The 19,035-nt window shown below is 65.8% G+C and carries 20 protein-coding genes; 10 read left to right on the top strand and 10 right to left on the bottom strand.

The window, feature by feature from the left end; genetic code table 11:
* Positions 1 to 42: 42 nt before the first annotated feature.
* The 10 genes from C495_RS03940 to C495_RS03895 form a co-directional block, all read right to left on the bottom strand.
* Positions 43 to 810, bottom strand: a complete 768-nt coding sequence (locus C495_RS03940; RefSeq protein ID WP_008160228.1) for an adenosylcobinamide amidohydrolase — start codon at positions 808 to 810, stop codon at positions 43 to 45.
* Entirely contained in the window at positions 807 to 1,877 is a 1,071-nt protein-coding gene (gene cobD / locus C495_RS03935; RefSeq protein WP_008160225.1) for a threonine-phosphate decarboxylase CobD, read from the bottom strand. The genes C495_RS03940 and cobD overlap by 4 nt, the downstream gene beginning before the upstream one ends.
* The gene (cobT, locus tag C495_RS03930) at positions 1,867 to 2,898 is read right to left on the bottom strand and encodes a nicotinate mononucleotide-dependent phosphoribosyltransferase CobT (protein WP_008160223.1); all 1,032 of its coding nucleotides are present in this window, start codon (positions 2,896 to 2,898) and stop codon (positions 1,867 to 1,869) included. The genes cobD and cobT overlap by 11 nt, the downstream gene beginning before the upstream one ends.
* A 2-nt stretch (positions 2,899 to 2,900) precedes the next feature.
* Positions 2,901 to 3,479 carry a GTP--adenosylcobinamide-phosphate guanylyl transferase gene (locus C495_RS03925; RefSeq protein WP_008160222.1) on the bottom strand — a complete coding sequence of 193 codons (579 nt, stop codon included), beginning with the start codon at positions 3,477 to 3,479 and terminating at the stop codon, positions 2,901 to 2,903.
* The gene (cobS, locus tag C495_RS03920; RefSeq protein WP_008160219.1) at positions 3,479 to 4,240 is read right to left on the bottom strand and encodes an adenosylcobinamide-GDP ribazoletransferase; all 762 of its coding nucleotides are present in this window, start codon (positions 4,238 to 4,240) and stop codon (positions 3,479 to 3,481) included. Before cobS ends, C495_RS03925 begins: the two co-directional genes overlap by 1 nt.
* The gene (gene cbiB / locus C495_RS03915; RefSeq protein ID WP_008160218.1) at positions 4,237 to 5,193 is read right to left on the bottom strand and encodes an adenosylcobinamide-phosphate synthase CbiB; all 957 of its coding nucleotides are present in this window, start codon (positions 5,191 to 5,193) and stop codon (positions 4,237 to 4,239) included. Before cbiB ends, cobS begins: the two co-directional genes overlap by 4 nt.
* A 61-nt stretch (positions 5,194 to 5,254) precedes the next feature.
* Positions 5,255 to 5,893 (bottom strand): HAD family hydrolase, encoded by a 639-nt coding sequence (locus tag C495_RS03910; protein ID WP_008160215.1) that lies wholly within the window; start codon positions 5,891 to 5,893, stop codon positions 5,255 to 5,257.
* Positions 5,894 to 6,029: 136 nt separating this feature from the next.
* Complete coding sequence (locus C495_RS03905; protein WP_008160213.1) at positions 6,030 to 6,641, bottom strand: translation initiation factor IF-2 subunit beta; 612 nt, start codon at positions 6,639 to 6,641, stop codon at positions 6,030 to 6,032.
* Between the two features lie 89 nt (positions 6,642 to 6,730).
* A complete protein-coding gene (locus C495_RS03900; protein WP_008160211.1) occupies positions 6,731 to 7,117 on the bottom strand; it encodes a DUF5789 family protein in 387 nt (128 codons plus the stop codon).
* Positions 7,118 to 7,160: 43 nt separating this feature from the next.
* A complete protein-coding gene (locus C495_RS03895; RefSeq protein ID WP_008160209.1) occupies positions 7,161 to 7,616 on the bottom strand; it encodes a ferritin-like domain-containing protein in 456 nt (151 codons plus the stop codon).
* Positions 7,617 to 7,749: 133 nt separating this feature from the next.
* Here C495_RS03895 and C495_RS03890 point away from each other — a divergent pair, with 133 nt between their 5' ends.
* The 10 genes from C495_RS03890 to C495_RS03845 all read left to right on the top strand — a co-directional run bounded on the left by C495_RS03890 (position 7,750) and on the right by C495_RS03845 (position 18,995).
* Positions 7,750 to 8,343: an Lrp/AsnC family transcriptional regulator gene (locus tag C495_RS03890; RefSeq protein WP_008160207.1), complete on the top strand. Its 594-nt coding sequence runs from the start codon at positions 7,750 to 7,752 to the stop codon at positions 8,341 to 8,343.
* A 403-nt stretch (positions 8,344 to 8,746) separates the two neighbouring features.
* A complete protein-coding gene (locus tag C495_RS03885; protein WP_449406469.1) occupies positions 8,747 to 9,988 on the top strand; it encodes a LeuA family protein in 1,242 nt (413 codons plus the stop codon).
* 335 nt (positions 9,989 to 10,323) lie between these two features.
* On the top strand, positions 10,324 to 12,141 hold the full coding sequence (gene ilvB / locus C495_RS03880) for a biosynthetic-type acetolactate synthase large subunit (protein ID WP_008160204.1): 1,818 nt from the start codon (positions 10,324 to 10,326) through the stop codon (positions 12,139 to 12,141).
* A 49-nt stretch (positions 12,142 to 12,190) separates the two neighbouring features.
* On the top strand, positions 12,191 to 12,862 hold the full coding sequence (ilvN, locus tag C495_RS03875; RefSeq protein ID WP_008160203.1) for an acetolactate synthase small subunit: 672 nt from the start codon (positions 12,191 to 12,193) through the stop codon (positions 12,860 to 12,862).
* A complete protein-coding gene (gene ilvC, locus C495_RS03870; RefSeq protein WP_008160202.1) occupies positions 12,855 to 13,907 on the top strand; it encodes a ketol-acid reductoisomerase in 1,053 nt (350 codons plus the stop codon). The genes ilvN and ilvC overlap by 8 nt, the downstream gene beginning before the upstream one ends.
* Positions 13,908 to 13,919: 12 nt before the next feature.
* Positions 13,920 to 14,192 carry a hypothetical protein gene (locus tag C495_RS03865; protein WP_008160201.1) on the top strand — a complete coding sequence of 91 codons (273 nt, stop codon included), beginning with the start codon at positions 13,920 to 13,922 and terminating at the stop codon, positions 14,190 to 14,192.
* Entirely contained in the window at positions 14,189 to 15,610 is a 1,422-nt protein-coding gene (leuC, locus tag C495_RS03860; protein ID WP_008160200.1) for a 3-isopropylmalate dehydratase large subunit, read from the top strand. Before C495_RS03865 ends, leuC begins: the two co-directional genes overlap by 4 nt.
* Complete coding sequence (leuD, locus tag C495_RS03855) at positions 15,607 to 16,338, top strand: 3-isopropylmalate dehydratase small subunit (protein WP_008160199.1); 732 nt, start codon at positions 15,607 to 15,609, stop codon at positions 16,336 to 16,338. The genes leuC and leuD overlap by 4 nt, the downstream gene beginning before the upstream one ends.
* Before the next feature lie 132 nt (positions 16,339 to 16,470).
* Positions 16,471 to 17,385 carry a DMT family transporter gene (locus C495_RS03850; RefSeq protein ID WP_008160198.1) on the top strand — a complete coding sequence of 305 codons (915 nt, stop codon included), beginning with the start codon at positions 16,471 to 16,473 and terminating at the stop codon, positions 17,383 to 17,385.
* Positions 17,386 to 17,510: 125 nt separating this feature from the next.
* On the top strand, positions 17,511 to 18,995 hold the full coding sequence (locus C495_RS03845) for an HTTM domain-containing protein (protein ID WP_008160197.1): 1,485 nt from the start codon (positions 17,511 to 17,513) through the stop codon (positions 18,993 to 18,995).
* Positions 18,996 to 19,035 lie beyond the last annotated feature (40 nt).

Here is a 19,035-nt window from a genome sequence, read left to right as displayed (position 1 = left end):
GTTGGACTCGAGGTGGGTTAACGTTTCGAGGTCGGGAAGGGATCAGTCCTCGAGTGAGGGCCGAAAGACGGTCGCCCGAATATCGGTCGAGACGCCGTAGGGCGCGTCGGAAACGGCGTCGGGGAGCGTCGAATCACTGCCCTCGTAGTGGGCTCGAAGGGTGGCCCGGAGCGCCTCGCGAACGCAGGCTCGAGTCGCCGCGCCGACATTAGTGGCGCTGCCCGAGAAGGATACCTGCTCGCCCGTCGGGTCGTGGCCGACGATGATCGCGTCCGTCGTCGTCCCCGGATAGCCGGTTTCGGCGAGCAGCGTCGCGGCTTTCGCCTCCGCGGCGACGGCGACGAGGTTCGCCAGCGCGCCGGGGGCCAGCGCCGTCGTCGTGCCGACGATGACGTTGACCGTTCCGTGGCCGGGGGGCTGCTCGTCACCGTCCGGGACGGACCGTTCACCCTCCCCGTCGGGGTCCATCGGCAACGCGGCCGGGTTCGAGATGCCGGCCGTCGCGTAGGCCGTCACGGAGCCACACCGAGCGCCGCGGGCGTCGCGCTGTTTGGCGCCGGTCAGCAGCGCCGGGCCGAGGTCGGTTTGGGGCTGGCCACGGTCGGCGAAGCCGGCTCGCTCGAGTCGCTCGGCAATGTATGCATCGAGGTCCGTCCGCTCCCAGCCGTCCGGCACCGTGACGTTGTAGACCGCATCCGACGTCCGTTTCCCGCCGTTCCACCCCGTCGACAGCCACTCGGTGTCGGGCCGAGAGACGCGGAGAACCCCCGCCCGTCGAACCGCATGGTAGGCCGGCTCGCTCCCGGTCATTTGCGGGCTTCGGCCCCATCCGTTCCGGTTCGGTCGTCGCGCTCGAGCACGTCGAGCGCTGCGAGCAGTCGATCGTTCGCCTCGCGGTCTTTGACGGCGACGCGGACGTGTGACTCGAGGCCGCGAAACGTCGTCGCGTCGCGGATAGCGACGCCGTCCGCGCGGGCCGAGGCGATCACGTCGTCGACGGCACGGTCGCCGACGTCACAGAGCAGGTAGGGGGCCTCGGAGGCAACGACATCGAAGCGTCGCTCGAGCGCCTTGCGCATCCGCGCACGCTCGCTGGCGACCCGCTCGCGCGTCTCGCGGACGAACGCGTCCTGACGCAGGCAGTGGGCACCGACGCTGGCGGCGGGCGTGCCCAGCGACCACGCCCGGCGGGCCGTCTCGAGGGCGTCGCGTTGTTCACCGCTCGCAACGGCGAAGCCGGCCCGCAGTCCCGGCAGCCCGAACAGCTTGGTGAGCGAGCGGGCGACGATCACGTGCTCGGCCTCGAGGCCGGCCGCCGACGGACGGTCGGTAAAGCCGAGAAACGCCTCGTCGACCAGCAGCGTCGTCTCGTGCTCGCCACAGCGGGCCGCAAACGCAGCCAGTTCGTCCGCGTCGGCCACCTCGCCGGTCGGGTTGTTCGGCGTACAGACGACCGCCAGCGCAGTTGACTCGAGGACGTCGCCCTCGGTCTCGAGGATCTCGTCGTGGGGGACGAACTGCGGCGATGCACCCTGTAGCCCGACCTCGCGGGCGTACTCGCCGAAACTCGGATACGGAACCAGCGCGTCGTCGCCGGGCTCGAGCGTGAGCTCCATCGCCAGCCGAATCGCGGCCAGCCCCCCGGGTGTCGGGATCACTCGCTCCGGCGCACAGCCGACGAACTCGGCTGCCGCGGTCCGGAAGTCGGGATAGTCGTCGTCGGGGTAACGGCGCGACTGCTCGAGCGCGCGGTCGTACACTTCCGCGACGCCGTCGGGCGTGTACGGGTTGGTGTTCGCCGAGAAATCGAGGACGTCGGGATCGGTGTCGCCGCCGTGAGGGACGCGCTCGCCCGCGCGAACCGACTCAGGGTCCACGCTCGGCCTCCGGCCTGTCCGATCCCGCCGAGTCGGCGTCGTCGATGCCGAGTCGGGCACACACCGTCTCGAAGCGATCCAGAACCTCGTCGAATCGGTCGTCGGGAACGAGCGCGAGCGCACCACCCATCGCGACGCCCTCCTTTGCTTCGCCGGCGCAGTAGCGGTTCATCGAGACGTGGTCGCGAGCGTCGAAGCCAGGATCGGTGACGGTCAGCTCACAGTCCAGTCGCGAACAGGTCTCCTCGAGTCGGTCGCCCTGTTCGGCCTCGACGAAAGACGTGGTCGCGATCGACAGCGGCGCGTCGACGTCGGCGTGGCGAAGGAGCGCCGCGACGGCGACCATCTGGGTCCCGCCGGCGAGTGTGACGTCGATTCCCGCCTCGAGCGCGCCAGCGGCGATTCCCGTGACGGTCGCCTGCACTGGGTCGCCGACGGCTCGGATCGCCTCGACCGGCTCGCCCTCGAAGCTGCCGGGCGCGGCGTCGCTCGCCTCGAGTGCCGCGTCGACGACCTCGCGTTTGCGCTCGATCGGGTTTTTCGGAAGCGACGAGGAGACGCCGGCTGGCTCGCCGAGGGCGGTGAGCACGCCGAGTGCGGTCGTCGTCCCGCCGGGGACCGTCTCGCCGATCATGAGTTCGTCGTCGGGCAGACTGCCGCCGTAGGTGTGTGCGCGGTCGAAGATCGCTGCCGCGTCGGGGACGGCCGCCGACTCGCGGATGTCGTCGCCGGGGTCGACGCCGAGGTCGACGGTGGGCGCGGCCGTCGGCTGGGCGAGGCCGGCGTCGACGACGGAGAGGTCGAAGTCGACCACCTCGCGGACGGCCCGAGTCACCGCCGCCGGCGTCGGACAGCCGTTCGGGCTAACCGGCGTCACCGGAGCGACCGTCGGCTCGCCGTATGCGAGGATCTCGACGTCCGCGGACGGCGTGTGCTCCATCAGCTCCGGGGCGGCCCCGGCGGCGCTGATGCCGTCGATCAGGCCCGTCTCGGTCGTGCCGGCAGGGAGGATCACGCGCATCGTTACCGGTCCTCCACAGCCAGTCGGTCGGCTGCAACACGGGCGTCTTCGCGTCGGTTCACGTTGATCGCGAGTCGTGGATCGTAGCTTACGTGTGTCATGGATTCAGGTTCGTTCGCATCGCCGACGACGTTGACCCCGGTCGGCGCGAGGTGGTCGTCCGGCTCGAGCGTCGAGTCGATACTGACGCCGAGCCGGCGCTTGAGGGCGACGGGCACGCAGACGGTCTGCGAGCCGTTGCTCTCGCCGTGGACCGCGAGCACCCGGTCGACCGTGGCTCCCGACAGCAGCGGGAGATCGGCCGCGACGGTCAGGACCGGGGGCTCGATTTCGGGACGCTCGAGCAGCGCCACGAGGTCTGCCACGTAGCCGTCGCCGTCGGTCTCGACCGTCGTCACGCCGTCGGCTTGCTCGAGATGCGCCTGCGTCTCCGGCGCGTTCGGCGAGACGGCGGCGTAACGGGTGTCGACGCGACTGGCCTCGAGGGCCGAGCGCACGCGATCGACCATCGCGACGCCGTCGATCGGGTGGAGCGGCTTCTCGTGGGAACTCTCGAGGCGGCTGCCTTCGCCGCCACACATCACAACAGCGTCCATGCGATCACCCCCGCGTGGACGCCCGCGACGCGGCCGATTTCGTTTGCCGCGCCGAAGATGTCGCCGTTGAGCCCGCCGAGATGCCGGCTCGCCCAGTACCAGGGGAGCCCGATGCCGGCGATGGCTCCAGCGAGTGCGACCGCGCTGGCTGGGTGAGGCCACGCCAACGCGACCGCAGGGAGGGCGACGACGGCCGGGACAACAAACGAGGCTGGGCTCGAGGCTGTGGTGAACTGTCGTCCCATCCCTTCGTGGCTCGCGTGGCCGAAACAGCACATCGCGGCCAAGCCGAGTTTCGTCCCGACTTCCGCGGCGATGGCGATGGCGACTGCCGCGAGCACGGGCAGGCCAGCCAGTGCGAGCCCGGCCAGTCCGAGTGCGGCGACGACGACCGAGACAGCGAGCAGCGCGCCGACGCCGGTCGTCGTGTCCTTGAGGACCTCACGGCGGCGCTCCATGTCGCCGTGGACGACGAGCGCGTCGCCCAGATCCGCCACGCCGTCGAGGTGGTGGATACCGACGACGGCGTAGGTCGCGAGCAGGTAGCCGACGGCGACCGTCGCCGCCGGGAGCACGTCGGCTGCGAACAACGGCACCGCAGCCAGCACCCCGGCGACGTAGCCGACAACCGGAAACGCCGCCGGCCGCGAGCGAAACGCGTCCCAGTCGCCGTCTTTGTAGCCGACGGGAAGCCGGGTGAGAAAGCCGAGCGCGCCGCGCACCGCGGCGAGGTGGTGACGGATCATGAGATGACCACCTCGAGCGAGCCCGCCAGCGCTGTGATTCCGGCTGCGAGCACGACGGCAAGAAGCGCTGCGACGACGGCTCCCCGGCCGACGACGGCGACGGCGCGCTCGCCGTCTGCGACCGTCGGTAGCGCGGCGTCGGTGTTCAGATCGTAGACACCCGGCTTCGTGAGTCGAACTGAGAGCACACAGGCGAGCGTCGCCATGGGCCACCCCGAGTTGGGCGAGGGTGGGTCTCGTGCCCACTCGCGCGCACGAAAGACTGCTTTTAGATCGGTGCCAGCGAGTGCGATCGCGACTGCCGTCACTCGAGCCGGGAGCCACATCACCAGATCGTCGAGGCGGGCGCTCCCGGTACCGTGGGGTTTCGACGGATAGCCGAGCATCGAATCCAGCGTGTTGACGCCTTTGACCCACGCCGCGGCGGCCGCGGCGGCCGGCAGCGAGACCGGCGCGAGCAAGGCAAACGGAAGGAGTGTCGCGACCAGCCCATCGGCGAGGTTCTCGCCGGCGCTCTCGACCGCCCCGCTGCGGATCTCCGCCGGCGACAGCGTCGACGTGTCGCGGCCGACGAGTCCCCGGATCTCCTCGCGAGCCGTCTCGAGGTCGTCGTTATCGGTCGCCGCGACGACCGTCTCGGTCAACTCGAGCAGCGAGCGCAGGCTCGACGTGGCGAACAACACGAGTCCGGCGGCGAGAGCACCGAGGAGCGGTGAGAAGACACTTATCGCCAGCACGAGCCCACCTGCAGCGGTCGCGGCAATGAGCGGAACGACGAGGGCGATAGCGAACCCCGCCAGTCGCTGGCCACGCTCGCTGTCGGCCCACTCGCGGTCCAGCGGGGCAATAAGTCGGCCCAACCACGCCACCGGATGGACGGCGTTCGGCGGCTCGCCGACGAGGAGGTCGAGCGTGAGCACCAGTCCGATGACGATGATCGTCGTCAGCAACACGGCGTCTCCTCCCCGCTCGTCCGGTCGCTTTCCGTACGCCGTTCATCGCCCAGCCACACGCTCATGGATCGCTCGTCTGCTCGTGGCCCGCCAGCCGGGCCGGAATCGACTCGAGTGGATGCTCTGTGAGCAACAGCGCCGTTCCGCCAACGGCTTCGATTCCGCCGTCGGTCCGCGGATCGTCGCCGACGTGGACGAGGTCGGCTGGGTTGGCGTCGAGTTCGGCCGCGGTGAGTTCGAAGATTTCGGGGGCGGGTTTGCGCCAGCCACAGCCGACGCTCGTGACGATCGCGTCGAAATCGTCGCGGTCGAACGCGGAGCGAACGAGCGTCCGCCCCACCAGTTCGGGCACGCTACAGTTCGAACAGATCGCGACGGGTCCGTGCTCGCGGGCGGCCGCGACTGCCTCGACGGCACCTGGTCTGGTCTCGACCTCGGGATCGAACGCCGAGACGACCGCTCTGCGGGCCGCGTTTCGCTCGTAGCTAACGCCGCGACTCTCGAGTGCGCGAGAGACGTGCGCCGGCAGCGGGACCTCCGCGCCCTCGGGGGCGTCGATGTGGAGTTCCGTGTACGCGTCGTCCCAGTCGTCGGGGACGTCGACGTCCCGTTTTTCGAGTTCCGTCGCGACGGCTGCGGCCGGATCGGTCGGTCTGTCGGCGGTCACGAGCGTGCCAAAGAGGTCGAACGAGACTCCCACGTTCGCGTAACTAGTGCAAGTTGACTTTAGCGTATCGAGGCTGGGTCGAGCATCGCAGTTGGTCTCGAGAGGCGAGAGCGAAAGACAAGAGAGACGAAAAGCGGAACGCGAAGAGATGTGAAGCTGTCGTGCGTGCTCAGGCGAGTCGCGCGAACGCGAGGTTGCCGGAGATGTTCTTGATATAGATCTCGACGACGTCGCCTTCGTCGGCGCCGGGGACGAAGATCGTGTAGTTGCCTTTCTCGGCGACACCGTCGCCCTTGCGGCCGGTGCCGGTGATCTCGACCGTGTAGGTTTTGCCCTCTTCGACGGCGTCGGCCTGCTGTTGTTGCTGGCTGCTCGCCGAGCGTTTGGTGACCGGGCGGAACGCACCACAGGCGTCACAGCGCAGCATTGGCGTGCGGTCTTCGCGCACGAGGCGGGTGTCCGGCAGGCCACACTCCGTACACAGGACGTACTCGTCGACGTAGGCGTCGACGGCCGCGTTGAAGTCCGTCTCCGAGAACGTCCCGTTGTATCGGCCACGGCCGTCCTCGAGTTTGCCGCTGGTCCCCATCTCGCGCTGGATGAATCGGTGCAGGTGTTCGTCTTCGCGCGAGAGCACGTCGGCGATATCGTCGAGGTTCGTAAACCGCGTGAACGCACCGTCTTTCTGGGTCTCCGCATCGGGGATCTGCAGTCGCTCTTCGTCGCCACCGATGTCCGGAACGTCTTCCATCGCTCGGTCGAGACTCGATTCGTAATCCATACGCGAGAACAGAGGATGCTGACGTAAATCGGTTCTGCTATCACAGTCGGGGACGACGCGGTGGTGGGCCAACTGTGGATGACGCGTCGCTACAGCGAGTCACGCCTGCGGTCGCTGCTCGAGCCCTGATGCTCCTCCTCGAGACTGGCGAGGTCGCGTTCCGGGTTCGCCTCGTTCGGCGATCCGGCTTGGCCCGTGAGTTCGCCGTACACTGCCTCGCGGACCGCCTCGACGCTGTCGAACTGCTCGCCGGCCAACCGATCGAAGACGCTGCCGAGCGACTCCGTCTCGTTCGGCAGGTCGATCGACTCGTTGGCGTACTCGGCGGCGAGTTCCTCACTCGTGGCCGGGTACTCGAGCGCGCCAAGGTGGCGCTCGATGTCCTCGAGGATGGTCTCGGTCGTCTCGGCCCGCTGTGATTGCCGTCGTTCGGCACGATCCTGTGCGCGGTCGCGGTTGGGGCTGTCGTCGCTCATGGCCGACGCTACCGGTGAATGGCTGGCCGGCGATCGCGAGTCGTCAGTCTTGTGGGAATTGCTTTTTGAAGCCGCGGAACTCGGTGTGGTGGGCCTCCTCGTCGGCTAGAATCGTCACCGCGACGTCTTCGGTGACGGGATCGTTCGCTTCGGATGCCGCTTCGTGGAGCGATCGGTAGGTCTCGATCGCGTCGTCTTCGGCCTCGAGCACGCCTTCGATGACCGACTGGACGTCCGTCGTGTCTTCGGGTGGCTGAAGGCTGTGCTGGCTGGCCTCGAACGCCGCCGAACCCGGCGGCGACTCGTCAAGCTGTTTCAGTCGCTCGCCGAGCATTCGGGCGTGGTCGAGTTCCTCTTGGACGTCTTCCTCGAGGCTCGTTTTGACTTCCTCGGCGTGGACGCCGTCCAGCACGATCGCGTTCGTCAGGTAGTTCATTACGGTCTCGAGTTCGCTGATGTAGGCCTCCGTCAGGAGGTCGGTGATCTCGTCGGTCGTCATGCCGAGACGCGCTACCACGGCGACTCCTAAAACGGTATCACGTGGCTCCGATGACAGTCATGTCGATCGTGAGTGACGCTCTCTCGGGTGGCAATACCAGCCCTCTTGACGCTCGCAGCCTAATCGATCACGTATGCGCGACCTCGACGACACCGACCTCGAGATCCTTGAGTTACTGCTCGAGGACGCCCGCCGGCCGTACAAGGAGATCGCCGACCACGTCGGGCTGACGCCGCCTGCCGTCTCGGATCGAATCGCCCGCCTCGAAGAACAGGGGATCATTCAAGGGTTTACCATCGATGTCGACCGGGAGCGACTCCGCGGGGACGTGCCCGTGCTGGTCGAACTCGAGGCGAAACCGGACGCCGTTGACGACGTCTACGCTGCTGCGGCCGAGTTGCCGGGCGTCGACACCATCGCCGAGGGGATGGACGGGCGCGTGGTCGTCCACGCAACGCTCCCCGACGCAACCGCTCGCTCGTGGCTCGAGTCCGAACTCGACCTCGAGACGCTGACTGGCTATAATGTGACGCTGCTCGCGCGCTCGGATCGGGCCGTCGGCCTCTCCGCCGACGGGTTCTCCCTCGAGTGTGTGGTCTGTGACAAACAGATTACGGGCGATGGCGTGACGCGAACGGTCGGCGGCGAGGTGAAGACGTTCTGTTGTTCCTCCTGTGAGGCCCGCTACGTCGACGAGTACGAGACCCGCCAGCAAGCGCTCGAGTAGCGAGCCCCCTCTCGACACGACGCTGCCGACAACCCGGGCTGACTCGAGAAGCGGCAGCTCGAATGCGACAAAAGTAGACGAGAGATGGGTTCAGTGGTGAATAATTGACCGTTTCGAAAGGTAAGATGGTCGGAAACAGTGTGATATGACCAAACGTCCACCGACGAGCGCGCGCGAGCGTGTCGGTGGGTTCGTGGCGGCCGATCACGCGCTGTTTCGGGGGGCTGTGAGCGCTGCTGACGAGTGAACTCGACTCGAGACCACTATGATAATAGGAGCTGTAAGTATGTATTAGGTCGTTGGTGTCTTGCGATTTCGTCCATTTGGTGTGGGCTGGTCCCATCCCGTCATATCAGTGATCGCCCATCACAGCGTCAGGTTTATATATGTCGTCCCACCTGGGATTCAGATACAATGTCTTCACAAGACAACCCGTCCTCTGACACCAGTCAGGGGGGTCGAGTTCTTCCAGGGCACGTTAGATTCCACTGACGAAATAGAGTCAGCACGTGTCTTTGATACCACCCTCCGGGATGGTGAACAGTCTCCCGGAACTTCGTTCTCCTACGACGACAAACGGCAGATCGCCTCCGTTCTGGACGAGATGGGGACCCACGTTATCGAAGCCGGGTTCCCTGTCAACTCCGACGCGGAGTTCGAGGCCGTTCGTGACATCGCGTCTTCGACGCAGGCAACGACGTGCGGGTTAGCCCGCGTTGTCGATGCGGATATCGAAGCCGCACTGGATTCGGGCGTCGAGATGGTGCATACGTTCGTCAGCACCAGCGACGTCCAGATCGAGGATTCGATGCACACCACACGGGACGAAGTCGTACAGCGCGCAGTCGACGCAGTCGAACGTGTCACCGAGACGGGAACGACCTGTATGTTCTCGCCGATGGACGCGACACGGACCGACGAGCAGTTCCTGATCGACGTGATCGAGGCGGTCACGGAGGCAGGCGTCGACTGGATCAACATTCCCGACACTACTGGCGTCGCAACGCCGACCCGGTTCAAGGCCATGATCGAAAAGGTCTGTGCCCACACCGACGCGCGGATCGACGTCCACGCACACGACGACTTCGGACTGGCCACCGCCAACGCGTTGGCCGGTATCGAAGCGGGAGCAGACCAGGCACAGGTCTCCGTCAACTCCATCGGCGAGCGGGCCGGTAACGCCGCCTACGAGGAGTTCGTGATGGCCGTCGAGTCGCTCTACCAGACCGATACGGGGATCGACACGACTCGCATCACCGAGCTCTCGGAGATCGTCGAAGAGAAAAGCGGAATGGGGACGCCGGGCAACAAGCCGATCGTCGGCGACAACGCCTTCTCTCACGAGAGCGGGATCCACGCCGCTGGCGTCATCGAAAACTCCGATACCTTCGAACCCGGCGTCATGACGCCGGAGATGGTCGGTGCCAAGCGCCGACTGGTCATGGGCAAACACACCGGGACCCACTCGGTCCGTGAACGCCTGCACGAACGTGGCTTCGATCCGACCACAGAGCAAGTCAAAGCAGTCACCCGCCGCGTCAAAGACTACGGCGCCGAGAAACGACGGGTCACCGTCGACGATCTCGAGCGCTTCGCCAAAGAGGCTGGCGTCGAACGCCAGACAGAGGAGGAGGTGCGCGTCTAAGGGATGGCTGCCACGTTTGCCACCGCCCGCGAGCCCCTGCTGTGGCGCTCGAGTGGGTCGACCGACGAGACTCGCAAGGATTATGTCCCTCGAGGAACCTACGTCATCAATAATGACGGTCCGCGCTCAGCTGTCCGGTCGCCTCGTTGCGGTCGACAGCAGCGCGCTCGCTCCGATTCGTATTGTAGGGGCGTCCTCGCCCCATCTCTAGTCCGTAGCTCCGATCCCGAATTCGTCGCACCGTTTTCACAGCGACACGCAATCCAGCAGATGACACCACACGATACACCCAGCGCGAACCACATGGATCGCCGCACGGCGGCGGGAGGCAATAAATGAGCGAACGCGCAGCAAAGGTCACACCAACCGAGGCGGACGAACAGGACGACGACCAGATCACCGACAGCGCAGCGCCGGACGCCGCTACTGACGACACCGAGTCGGCCACGGCGACGACACCGACGCCGGTCACCAACGGTGCCCAGTCGGTCGTCCGCGCCCTCGAGAACGCCGGCGTCGAGTACGCCTTTGGCGTGCAGGGTGGGGCGATCATGCCCGTTTACGACGCGCTGTACGACTCCGAGATCTACCACGTGACGATGGCCCACGAACAGGCGGCGGCCCACGCGGCCGACGCCTACGGCATCGTCTCGGGCGAGCCGGGCATCTGTCTGGCCACGTCCGGTCCCGGCGCGACGAACCTCGTGACGGGGATCGCCGACGCCGACATGGACTCGGACCCACTGGTCGCCCTGACGGGCCAGGTGCCGACGGAGTTCGTCGGCAACGACGCCTTCCAGGAGACCGATACGACCGGCGTCACGAAGCCGGTCACGAAGGACAACACGTTTGCAAGCGACTCGGATCGGGTCGGTACCGACGTCAGCGAGGCGTTCGCACTCGCCCGCGAAGGACGACCCGGCCCGACGCTGGTCGACCTGCCCAAAGACGTTACCAACGGCGAAACCGAGACCGAACCCGACGAGCCGAAAACGCCCGACACCTACCACGTGCAGGAACGGGCCGACGCCGAGATCGTCGCTGCCGCAGCCGAGCGACTCGAGAACGCGGCTCGCCCCGTCATGCTGCTCGGCGGCGGCGTCATCAAAGGCGAAGCCAGCGAGGCCTGTCGTGAGTTCGCGATCGAACACGAGATCCCGGTCGTCACCACGATGCCCGGCATCGGGGCGTTCCCCGAAGATCACGAACTCTCGATGGAGATGGCTGGCATGCACGGCACCGGGTTCGCCAATATGGCGATCACCCACTGCGATACGATGCTGGCGATCGGGACGCGATTCGACGACCGCCTGACCGGCGGCATCGAGACGTTCGCGCCCGACGCAGAGATCATCCACATCGACATCGATCCCGCCGAGATCAGCAAGAACATCTACGCCGACTATCCGCTTGTCGGCGACGCCGAGACGGTCGTCGACCAGCTCTCGGCTGCCGTCGAGACCTCTCCGGAAGCCAAGAAGTGGCGCGCCCAGTGCCAGCAGTGGAAATCCGACTACTCGATGGCCTACGACGCGCCCGAAGACGAGCCGGTTCAACCCGAGTTCGTCGTCGAGGCCTTAGACGAGGCGACGGCCGACGACACCATCGTCACGACCGGCGTTGGCCAACACCAGATGTGGGCCTGCCAGTACTGGACCTACACCGAGCCCCGAACGTGGGTCTCGAGTCACGGTCTTGGGACGATGGGCTACGGCCTGCCCGCAGCGATCGGCGCACGACTCGCGGCCGACGACGACCAGGACGTCGTCTGTATCGACGGCGACGGCTCGTTCCTGATGACGCTGCAGGAGCTTTCGGTCGCGGTTCGCGAGAACCTCGATATCACCGTCGCGGTGCTCAACAACGAGTATATCGGCATGGTCCGACAGTGGCAGGACGCCTTCTTCGAGGGACGCCACTCCGCGTCGGACTACCACTGGATGCCCGAGTTCGACAAGCTCGCCGAAGCCTTCGGCGCAGCCGGCTTCCGTATCGACGACTACGACGACGTCGCAGAGACGATCGAGGCGGCAATCGACTACGACGGCCCCTCGGTGATCGACGTCCACATCGACCCCGAAGCGAACGTCTATCCGATGGTGCCAAGCGGCGGCGACAACGGACAGTTCGCACTTACGGAGGATCAGCTATGACTGTCGGACAAACATCGTCCGACTGCAACCGAAATACGAGGTATTTCGCATGAAACGTGGCTTAGATGGACCGGCACCCGAGGAGCGACCAACGCCCGCGGGCCGGCGCAACAAGCAAGGCATTCGTATCGATCCCGAAGTCGAGGCGACACACGACCCGCGTCGGACGGTCATCTCGGCGCTGGTCAAACACGAGCCCGGCGTGCTCTCTGACGTCTCGGGGCTGTTCTCGAGACGGCAGTTCAACATCGAGAGCCTGACCGTCGGCCCGACCGAAGACGAGGAGCGTGCCCGAATCACGGTCGTCGTCGAAGAGCCCGACCCCGGTATCGACCAGATCAAAAAGCAGCTGCGAAAGCTGGTGCCGGTGATCTCGGTGCGCGAACTCGAGCCCGACGCGATGCGCCGCGAACTGGCGCTCGTGAAGGTCTCGGCTGACCGACCCGATCAGGTCGCTGCCGTCGCAGAGATGTACGGCGGCAAGACCGTCGACTCGTGTCCGGAGACGGCGACGATCGAAATCACGGGTGCCCGACAGAAGATCGAGGCTGCGGTCGAGACGTTCAGTCAGTTCGGCATTCGGGAGATTTCCCGCACCGGACTGACCGCACTCGCGCGTGGCACCGACGAGACGGCCGCGCCCAGTTCGGCGGGTGTTGCCGCCGACGAGATGAATCGACAGGACGAACACCCCCACACCCAAACTGCAGACGATGACTGACGAATTCACCACCGACATCTACTACGATGACGACGCAGACGTATCGACGCTTGACGACGAGACCGTAGCCGTCCTCGGCTACGGCAGCCAGGGCCACGCCCACGCGCTGAACCTCCACGACAGTGGGGTCGACGTCGTCGTCGGCCTGCGCGAGGACTCCGCCTCGCGCTCGGCAGCCGAAGCCGACGGGCTGACGGTCACGACGCCAGCCGACGCCGTCTCGCAGGCATCCTACGTCTCCGTGCTCGTTCCCGACACGGTTCAGGCGGACGTCTACGAGAACGCCATCGAACCGAACCTCGAGGCCGGTGACACGCTCCAGTTCGCCCACGGGCTGAACATTCATTACAACCAGATTCAGCCGCCGGAAGGCGTCGACGTGACGATGGTCGCCCCCAAGAGTCCGGGCCACCTCGTCCGCCGGAACTACGAGAACGACGAAGGAACGCCCGGCCTGCTAGCGATCTATCAGGACACGACCGGCGACGCACAGGAGCGAGCCCTCGCGTACGCGAAAGCGATCGGCTGTGCCCGCGCTGGCGTCATCGAGACGACGTTCCAGGAAGAAGTCGAATCCGACCTCTTCGGCGAGCAGGCCGTCCTCTGTGGCGGCGTGACCGCGCTGGTCAAACACGGCTACGAGGCGCTGGTCGATGCGGGTTACTCGCCCGAGATCGCGTACTTCGAGTGTCTCAACGAACTCAAACTGATCGTCGACCTGATGTACGAAGGCGGTAACATGGAGATGTGGAACTCCGTCTCCGACACCGCCGAGTACGGTGGACTCACCCGTGGCGACCGCATCGTCGACGACCACGTCCGTGAGAACATGGACGAGGTCCTCGAGGAGATTCAAAACGGCGAGTTCACCCGCGAGTGGATCCTCGAGAACCAGGCCGGTCGACCAAGCTACAGCCAGCTTCGACAGGCCGAACAGGAACACGAGATCGAAGATGTCGGCGCGCGACTGCGCGAGCTGTTCGCCTGGGCCGACGACGAAACCGAAACAGAAGCCGAGTCCGCCGAAGTGGCGGCCGACGACTAAGCACACACGACAATGAGCGAAAACGACACGACAGAGACAATGGCGAACGTCAGCCACACCAACCCCTACACTGGGGAGACGGCAGGCCGACTGTTCAGCCGCGGCCCAACCGTCGCGACGGACGGCGGTGAGCCACGTGAACCGACGGCGACGGATCGGAACGGCCGAACCGAGAACCGAACGATGAAAGACGTCGACCACACGCCGCCGAAACAGGCGGCCGACGCGAACCGTGTCTTCGAACGCGGGAGCGAACACGAAGACACCGTAGAGGACGCAGAATGAGTGAGGGAACACTGTACGACACGGTCTGGAATCGACACAAAGTCACCACGCTGCCGACTGGACAGGATCAGCTGTTCATCGGGCTCCACCTCATCCACGAGGTCACGAGCCCGCAGGCGTTCGGGATGCTCCGCGAGCGCGACCTCGAGGTCGCGTTCCCGAAGCTGACCCACGCGACGGTCGACCACATCGTGCCGACGGCCGACCAGTCCCGGCCGTACAAAGAAGACGCCGCCGAGGAGATGATGGCCGAACTCGAGGAGAACGTCCGCGAGGCAGGTATCGACTTCTCGGACCCAACGTCCGGCGATCAGGGGATCGTCCACGTCATCGGTCCGGAGCAGGGGCTCACCCAGCCCGGCAAGACGATCGTCTGTGGGGACTCCCACACCTCGACCCACGGCGCGTTCGGCGCGCTCGCGTTCGGGATCGGGACCTCTCAGATTCGGGACGTGCTCGCGACGGGCACCGTCGCGATGGAGAAACAGAAGGTTCGCAAGATCCAGGTCGACGGCGAACTCGGCGAGGGTGTCGAAGCGAAAGACATCATCCTCGAGATTATCCGCCGACTCGGTACCGAAGGCGGCGTCGGCTACGTTTACGAGTACGCCGGCGAGGCCATCGAGAACCTCGGCATGGAGGGTCGGATGTCGATCTGTAACATGTCGATCGAAGGCGGTGCTCGCGCGGGCTACGTCAACCCCGACGAGACCACCTACGAGTGGCTCGAGCAGACGGACTACTTCCAGGACAATCCCGAGAAGTTCGACGAGCTCAAACCGTACTGGGAGTCGATCCGATCGGACGAGGACGCCGAGTACGACGACGTCGTCACCATCGACGCAAACGAACTCGAGCCAGTCGTCACGTGGGGAACCACGCCTGGACAGGGCGTCGGCGTCACCGAGCCGATTCCAGCACCAGAAGAGTTGCCCGAGGAGAAACAGGACACGGCCCGACGCGCTCAAGAACACATGCGTGTCGAGCCCGGCGAGACGATGGAAGGCTACGACATCGACGTCGCCTTCCTCGGCTCCTGTACGAACGCCCGTCTGCCCGACCTGCGCCGTGCCGCCGAGATCATCGACGGCCGACAGGTCGACGATGACGTCCGTGCGTTGGTCGTCCCCGGCAGCCAGCGTGTCCAGCACACCGCTGAGGAGGAGGGCTTGAAAGACACCTTCGAGGAGGCCGGATTCGAGTGGCGCAACGCCGGCTGTTCGATGTGTCTCGGCATGAACGAAGACCAACTCGAGGGCGACGAGGCAAGCGCCTCCTCCTCGAACCGGAACTTCGTCGGCCGACAGGGAAGCAAGGACGGACGCACCGTCCTGATGAACCCGCAGATGGTCGCCGCGGCGGCGGTCACCGGGGAAGTAACTGACGTGCGCGAACTGAAGGAGGTGACCACTGCATGAGTCGCGAGGACGAGCACCGCGAGGCCTCGGAACGAGCGAGCGGGCGAACGCCCGCGAGCAGCGACGCCGAGGTTCGGGAGATTCGAACCGACGGCGGCGACGACGTCGAGATTCCGGAAGTCGACTACGTCTCCGGCTCGGGCATTCCGATCCGTGGCAACGACATCGACACCGACCAGATCATTCCCGCGCGATTCATGAAGGTCGTCACCTTCGACGGGTTGGGCGAGTTCGCCTTCTTCGACCTGCGATTCGATGACGACGACAACCAGAAAGACCACCCGATGAACGAGGAGCGATTCCAGGGTTCGTCGGTGATGGTCGTCAACAGCAACTTCGGCTGTGGCTCCTCGCGCGAGCACGCCCCGCAGGCGCTGATGCGCTGGGGCATCGACGCGATCATCGGCGAGAGCTTCGCCGAGATTTTCGCGGGCAACTGTCTGGCGCTCGGCATCCCGACCGTGACGGCCGACAGCGAGACGATCCAGGACCTGCAGGCGTGGGTTGACGAGAACCCCGACGCGGAGATCGACATCGACGTCGAGGCCGAGGAAGTGACCTACGGAGAGCAGACGATCGACGTCACCGTCGACGAGGCTCAGCGGAAAGCCCTCGTTGACGGCGTCTGGGACACGACGGCGCTGATGAAGTCCAACGCCGGCGAAGTCCGTAAGAAGGCCCAGGAACTGCCCTACGTCGACGACGCGGCGATTCCCGAAGCAGAGTAGACGTTCCCGCGGACTCGAGTCTCACACTCGAGTTCACTTGCGTGTCGTTTTCACGTGGTACATCGCACGAGGAGCGTCGGCGACGGGTTCCGAAACCGCCAGCGCTTTCGGAGATTCGCCCCAATAGACTGTATGTCCCGTGCCCTCGATGTCTCGCTCTTTCTGCTCCTCGCCGTGCTGTGGGGGCTTTCCTTCCCGGCGATTTCGGTCGGGCTCGAGTATCTCCCGCCGTTGCTGTTTGCGGCCTTCCGGTACGATATCGCAGCCGTCTTGCTGTTGGCGGCGGCCGTCGTGCTGACCGACGACTGGCGACCCACCGGGTGGAACAACCTCGTTGCAATCGCGGGCGGTGGACTCTTTCTCGTCGCTGGCAACGGCCTGTTGTTCATCGGCCAGCAGACCGTCCCCAGCGGCGTCGCCGCCATCTTGCAGGGGTTGGTTCCGATCATTACGGCCCTGTGGGCGATCCTGTTGCTCGGTGAGCGGCTCTCTGCGGTCGGGGCCGTTGGCGCTGCGGTCGGCTTTCTCGGCATCGGACTCGTCGTCCAGCCGGACCCGGCTAACCTGCTTGCAGGTGACACCGTCGCACGACTGCTTGTCATCGGCCAGGTCGTCAGCGTCGCCCTCGGCGGCGTGGTTGTCCAGCGGGCCGCACCAACGATCGAACGGGTCCCGCTCGTCGGCTGGTCGATGCTCGTCGGTGGACTCGTCTTACACGCTGGCAGCCTGCTGCTCGGTGAGTTCCCGACCGCCGACGCGGTCGCTCCGATGGCGCTCGTCATGCTGGTCTACCTCGGCGTCTTCTCGACGGCGATTGCCTTTTTCATCTACTTCCGGATTCTCGAGCAACACGGCGCGTTCGAGGCGGCGCTGGTCGCGTACGTGGTCCCGATCGTCGCGACAGTGGCGGGCGTCTTCCTGCTCGGTGAGTCGATCGGTGTGGCGACCATCGCTGGGTTCGCCCTCGTCGCCCTCGGGTTCGTGTTGCTCAAACGGCGCGCGATCGCCGATGCGGTGGGGATCACGTCCAGCGTTAGCAGCCCCTGAAACCGTCGTAGCCGCGATCTCGGCGGGGTTGCCCCGCGATACGGTTTCACATCTGTCGCCGTCGAAAGGGAGAAAACACTTATAGTACTGTTGACAACCCTGGGACACTTCGACAGCTCCCTACGATGACAGGCCCTCCCACTGATCGAACACCGACCCAGCGGCGACGCTCGAGTGGTCTCGAGTCGTTCCGAGCGGTCCTCGAGTCGCGTCTTGGCATCGACCAGCGGGCCCTCGGTGCGTTCCGGATCACACTCGGCGTGCTCTTGCTCGCCGATCTCGCACTCCTCCGGTTGCCGGGGCTGGACACGTTCTACACCGATGCGGGCGTCTTTCCGCGGTCGACACTGCTGGAAGCGTATCCGACGGTCGGGCGGGTGTCGATCCACGCGCTGTCCGGGGCGGCGTGGTTCCAGGCGGTGTTGTTCGCGATCGCCGGCGGGTTCGCACTCCTCTTGCTCGTCGGCTACCGAACCCGCCTCGCGACGCTTGGCTCACTCGTCCTCTTCGCGTCGCTGCACGCCCGAAATCCACATCTGGTTAACGGCGGTGACACGATCCTGCTTAGCTTCCTGCTCTTTGGCCTGTTCCTCCCGCTCGAGGCCCGGTGGTCGCTCGAGGCCCGTCGCCAGCCCGACCCTCACGGTCGTCGCGTGTGCTCGATCGCAACGGCGGCGATCCTGATCCACTTCGTGGCCATCTACGTGACGAACGCGGTGCTCAAGTTTCAGAGCGAGCCGTGGATGGACGGCACGGCGGTCCAGCAGATCTTTCAGTTGAACCAGTATCTCACGCTGCTTGGACCGGCGCTGTCGGCGTACCCGACGGCACTCGCCGCGACCAATTGGCTCTGGACGGCCGTGTTGACCGCCGGTGCGCTGTTGCTCGTCGTCACCGGCCGACGTCGCATCGCGCTCGTGGCGGCGTTCGTCGCGACACACCTCGGGATGGCGGCGACGATGCGGTTGGGTGTGTTTCCGTTCGTCATGATCGCTGGCCTGCTGGTGTTTCTCCCGCCGGGCGTCTGGGATCGGCTCGAGCGGCTCCTCGTTGCGTTCGACCTCGAAAACCGGCTCGGCGCTCGCTCGGCGGGAGACGGTGACGACGCGCCCGCGAACACGGTGGAAGACGACGCGCCGTCTCGTCTCGGACGCGGTCGTCGACTCGTCGTCTCCGGGCTCGTCGCGTGTCTGCTGCTCTCGAGTCTGCTCTGGCAGGCGGCTGGAATCGGCGTCGTCGACACGCCGGCGGTGGAGGGTGAACTCGACGAGGCGGGCTGGACGTTTTTCGCACCGACTCCGCCGTCAGCACACAGCTGGTACGCCATCGAGGGGACCCTCGAGTCCGGCGAGACTGTCGACGTGGCCAACGCACGCCTCGATCGGCCGCCGACCGCCGCGGAGACGTATCCGAGCACGCTCTGGAAACGCTACGGGATGGACCTGCGCTACGCCGGCGAAACGCAGTACGAATCGGCGGCCGCATCCCTCTGTGAACGGACGGACCGCGAGGTCGACTCGCTGACTATTTCGCTTGTCGAACAGCCCGTCGATCCTGATGGCCCGGTCGGCGAGCCGACAGTCTACGAGCGACTCGAGTACGACTGTTGAGCGTCGCCCGTATCGATACCCTCTTTTCTCACCCCCAGAG

This window comes from Natronorubrum sulfidifaciens JCM 14089 (assembly GCF_000337735.1).
Taxonomy (GTDB): domain Archaea; phylum Halobacteriota; class Halobacteria; order Halobacteriales; family Natrialbaceae; genus Natronorubrum; species Natronorubrum sulfidifaciens.
The sequence above is the reverse complement of the archived record's forward strand: the minus strand, read 5'-3'. Positions and strand labels throughout refer to the sequence as shown.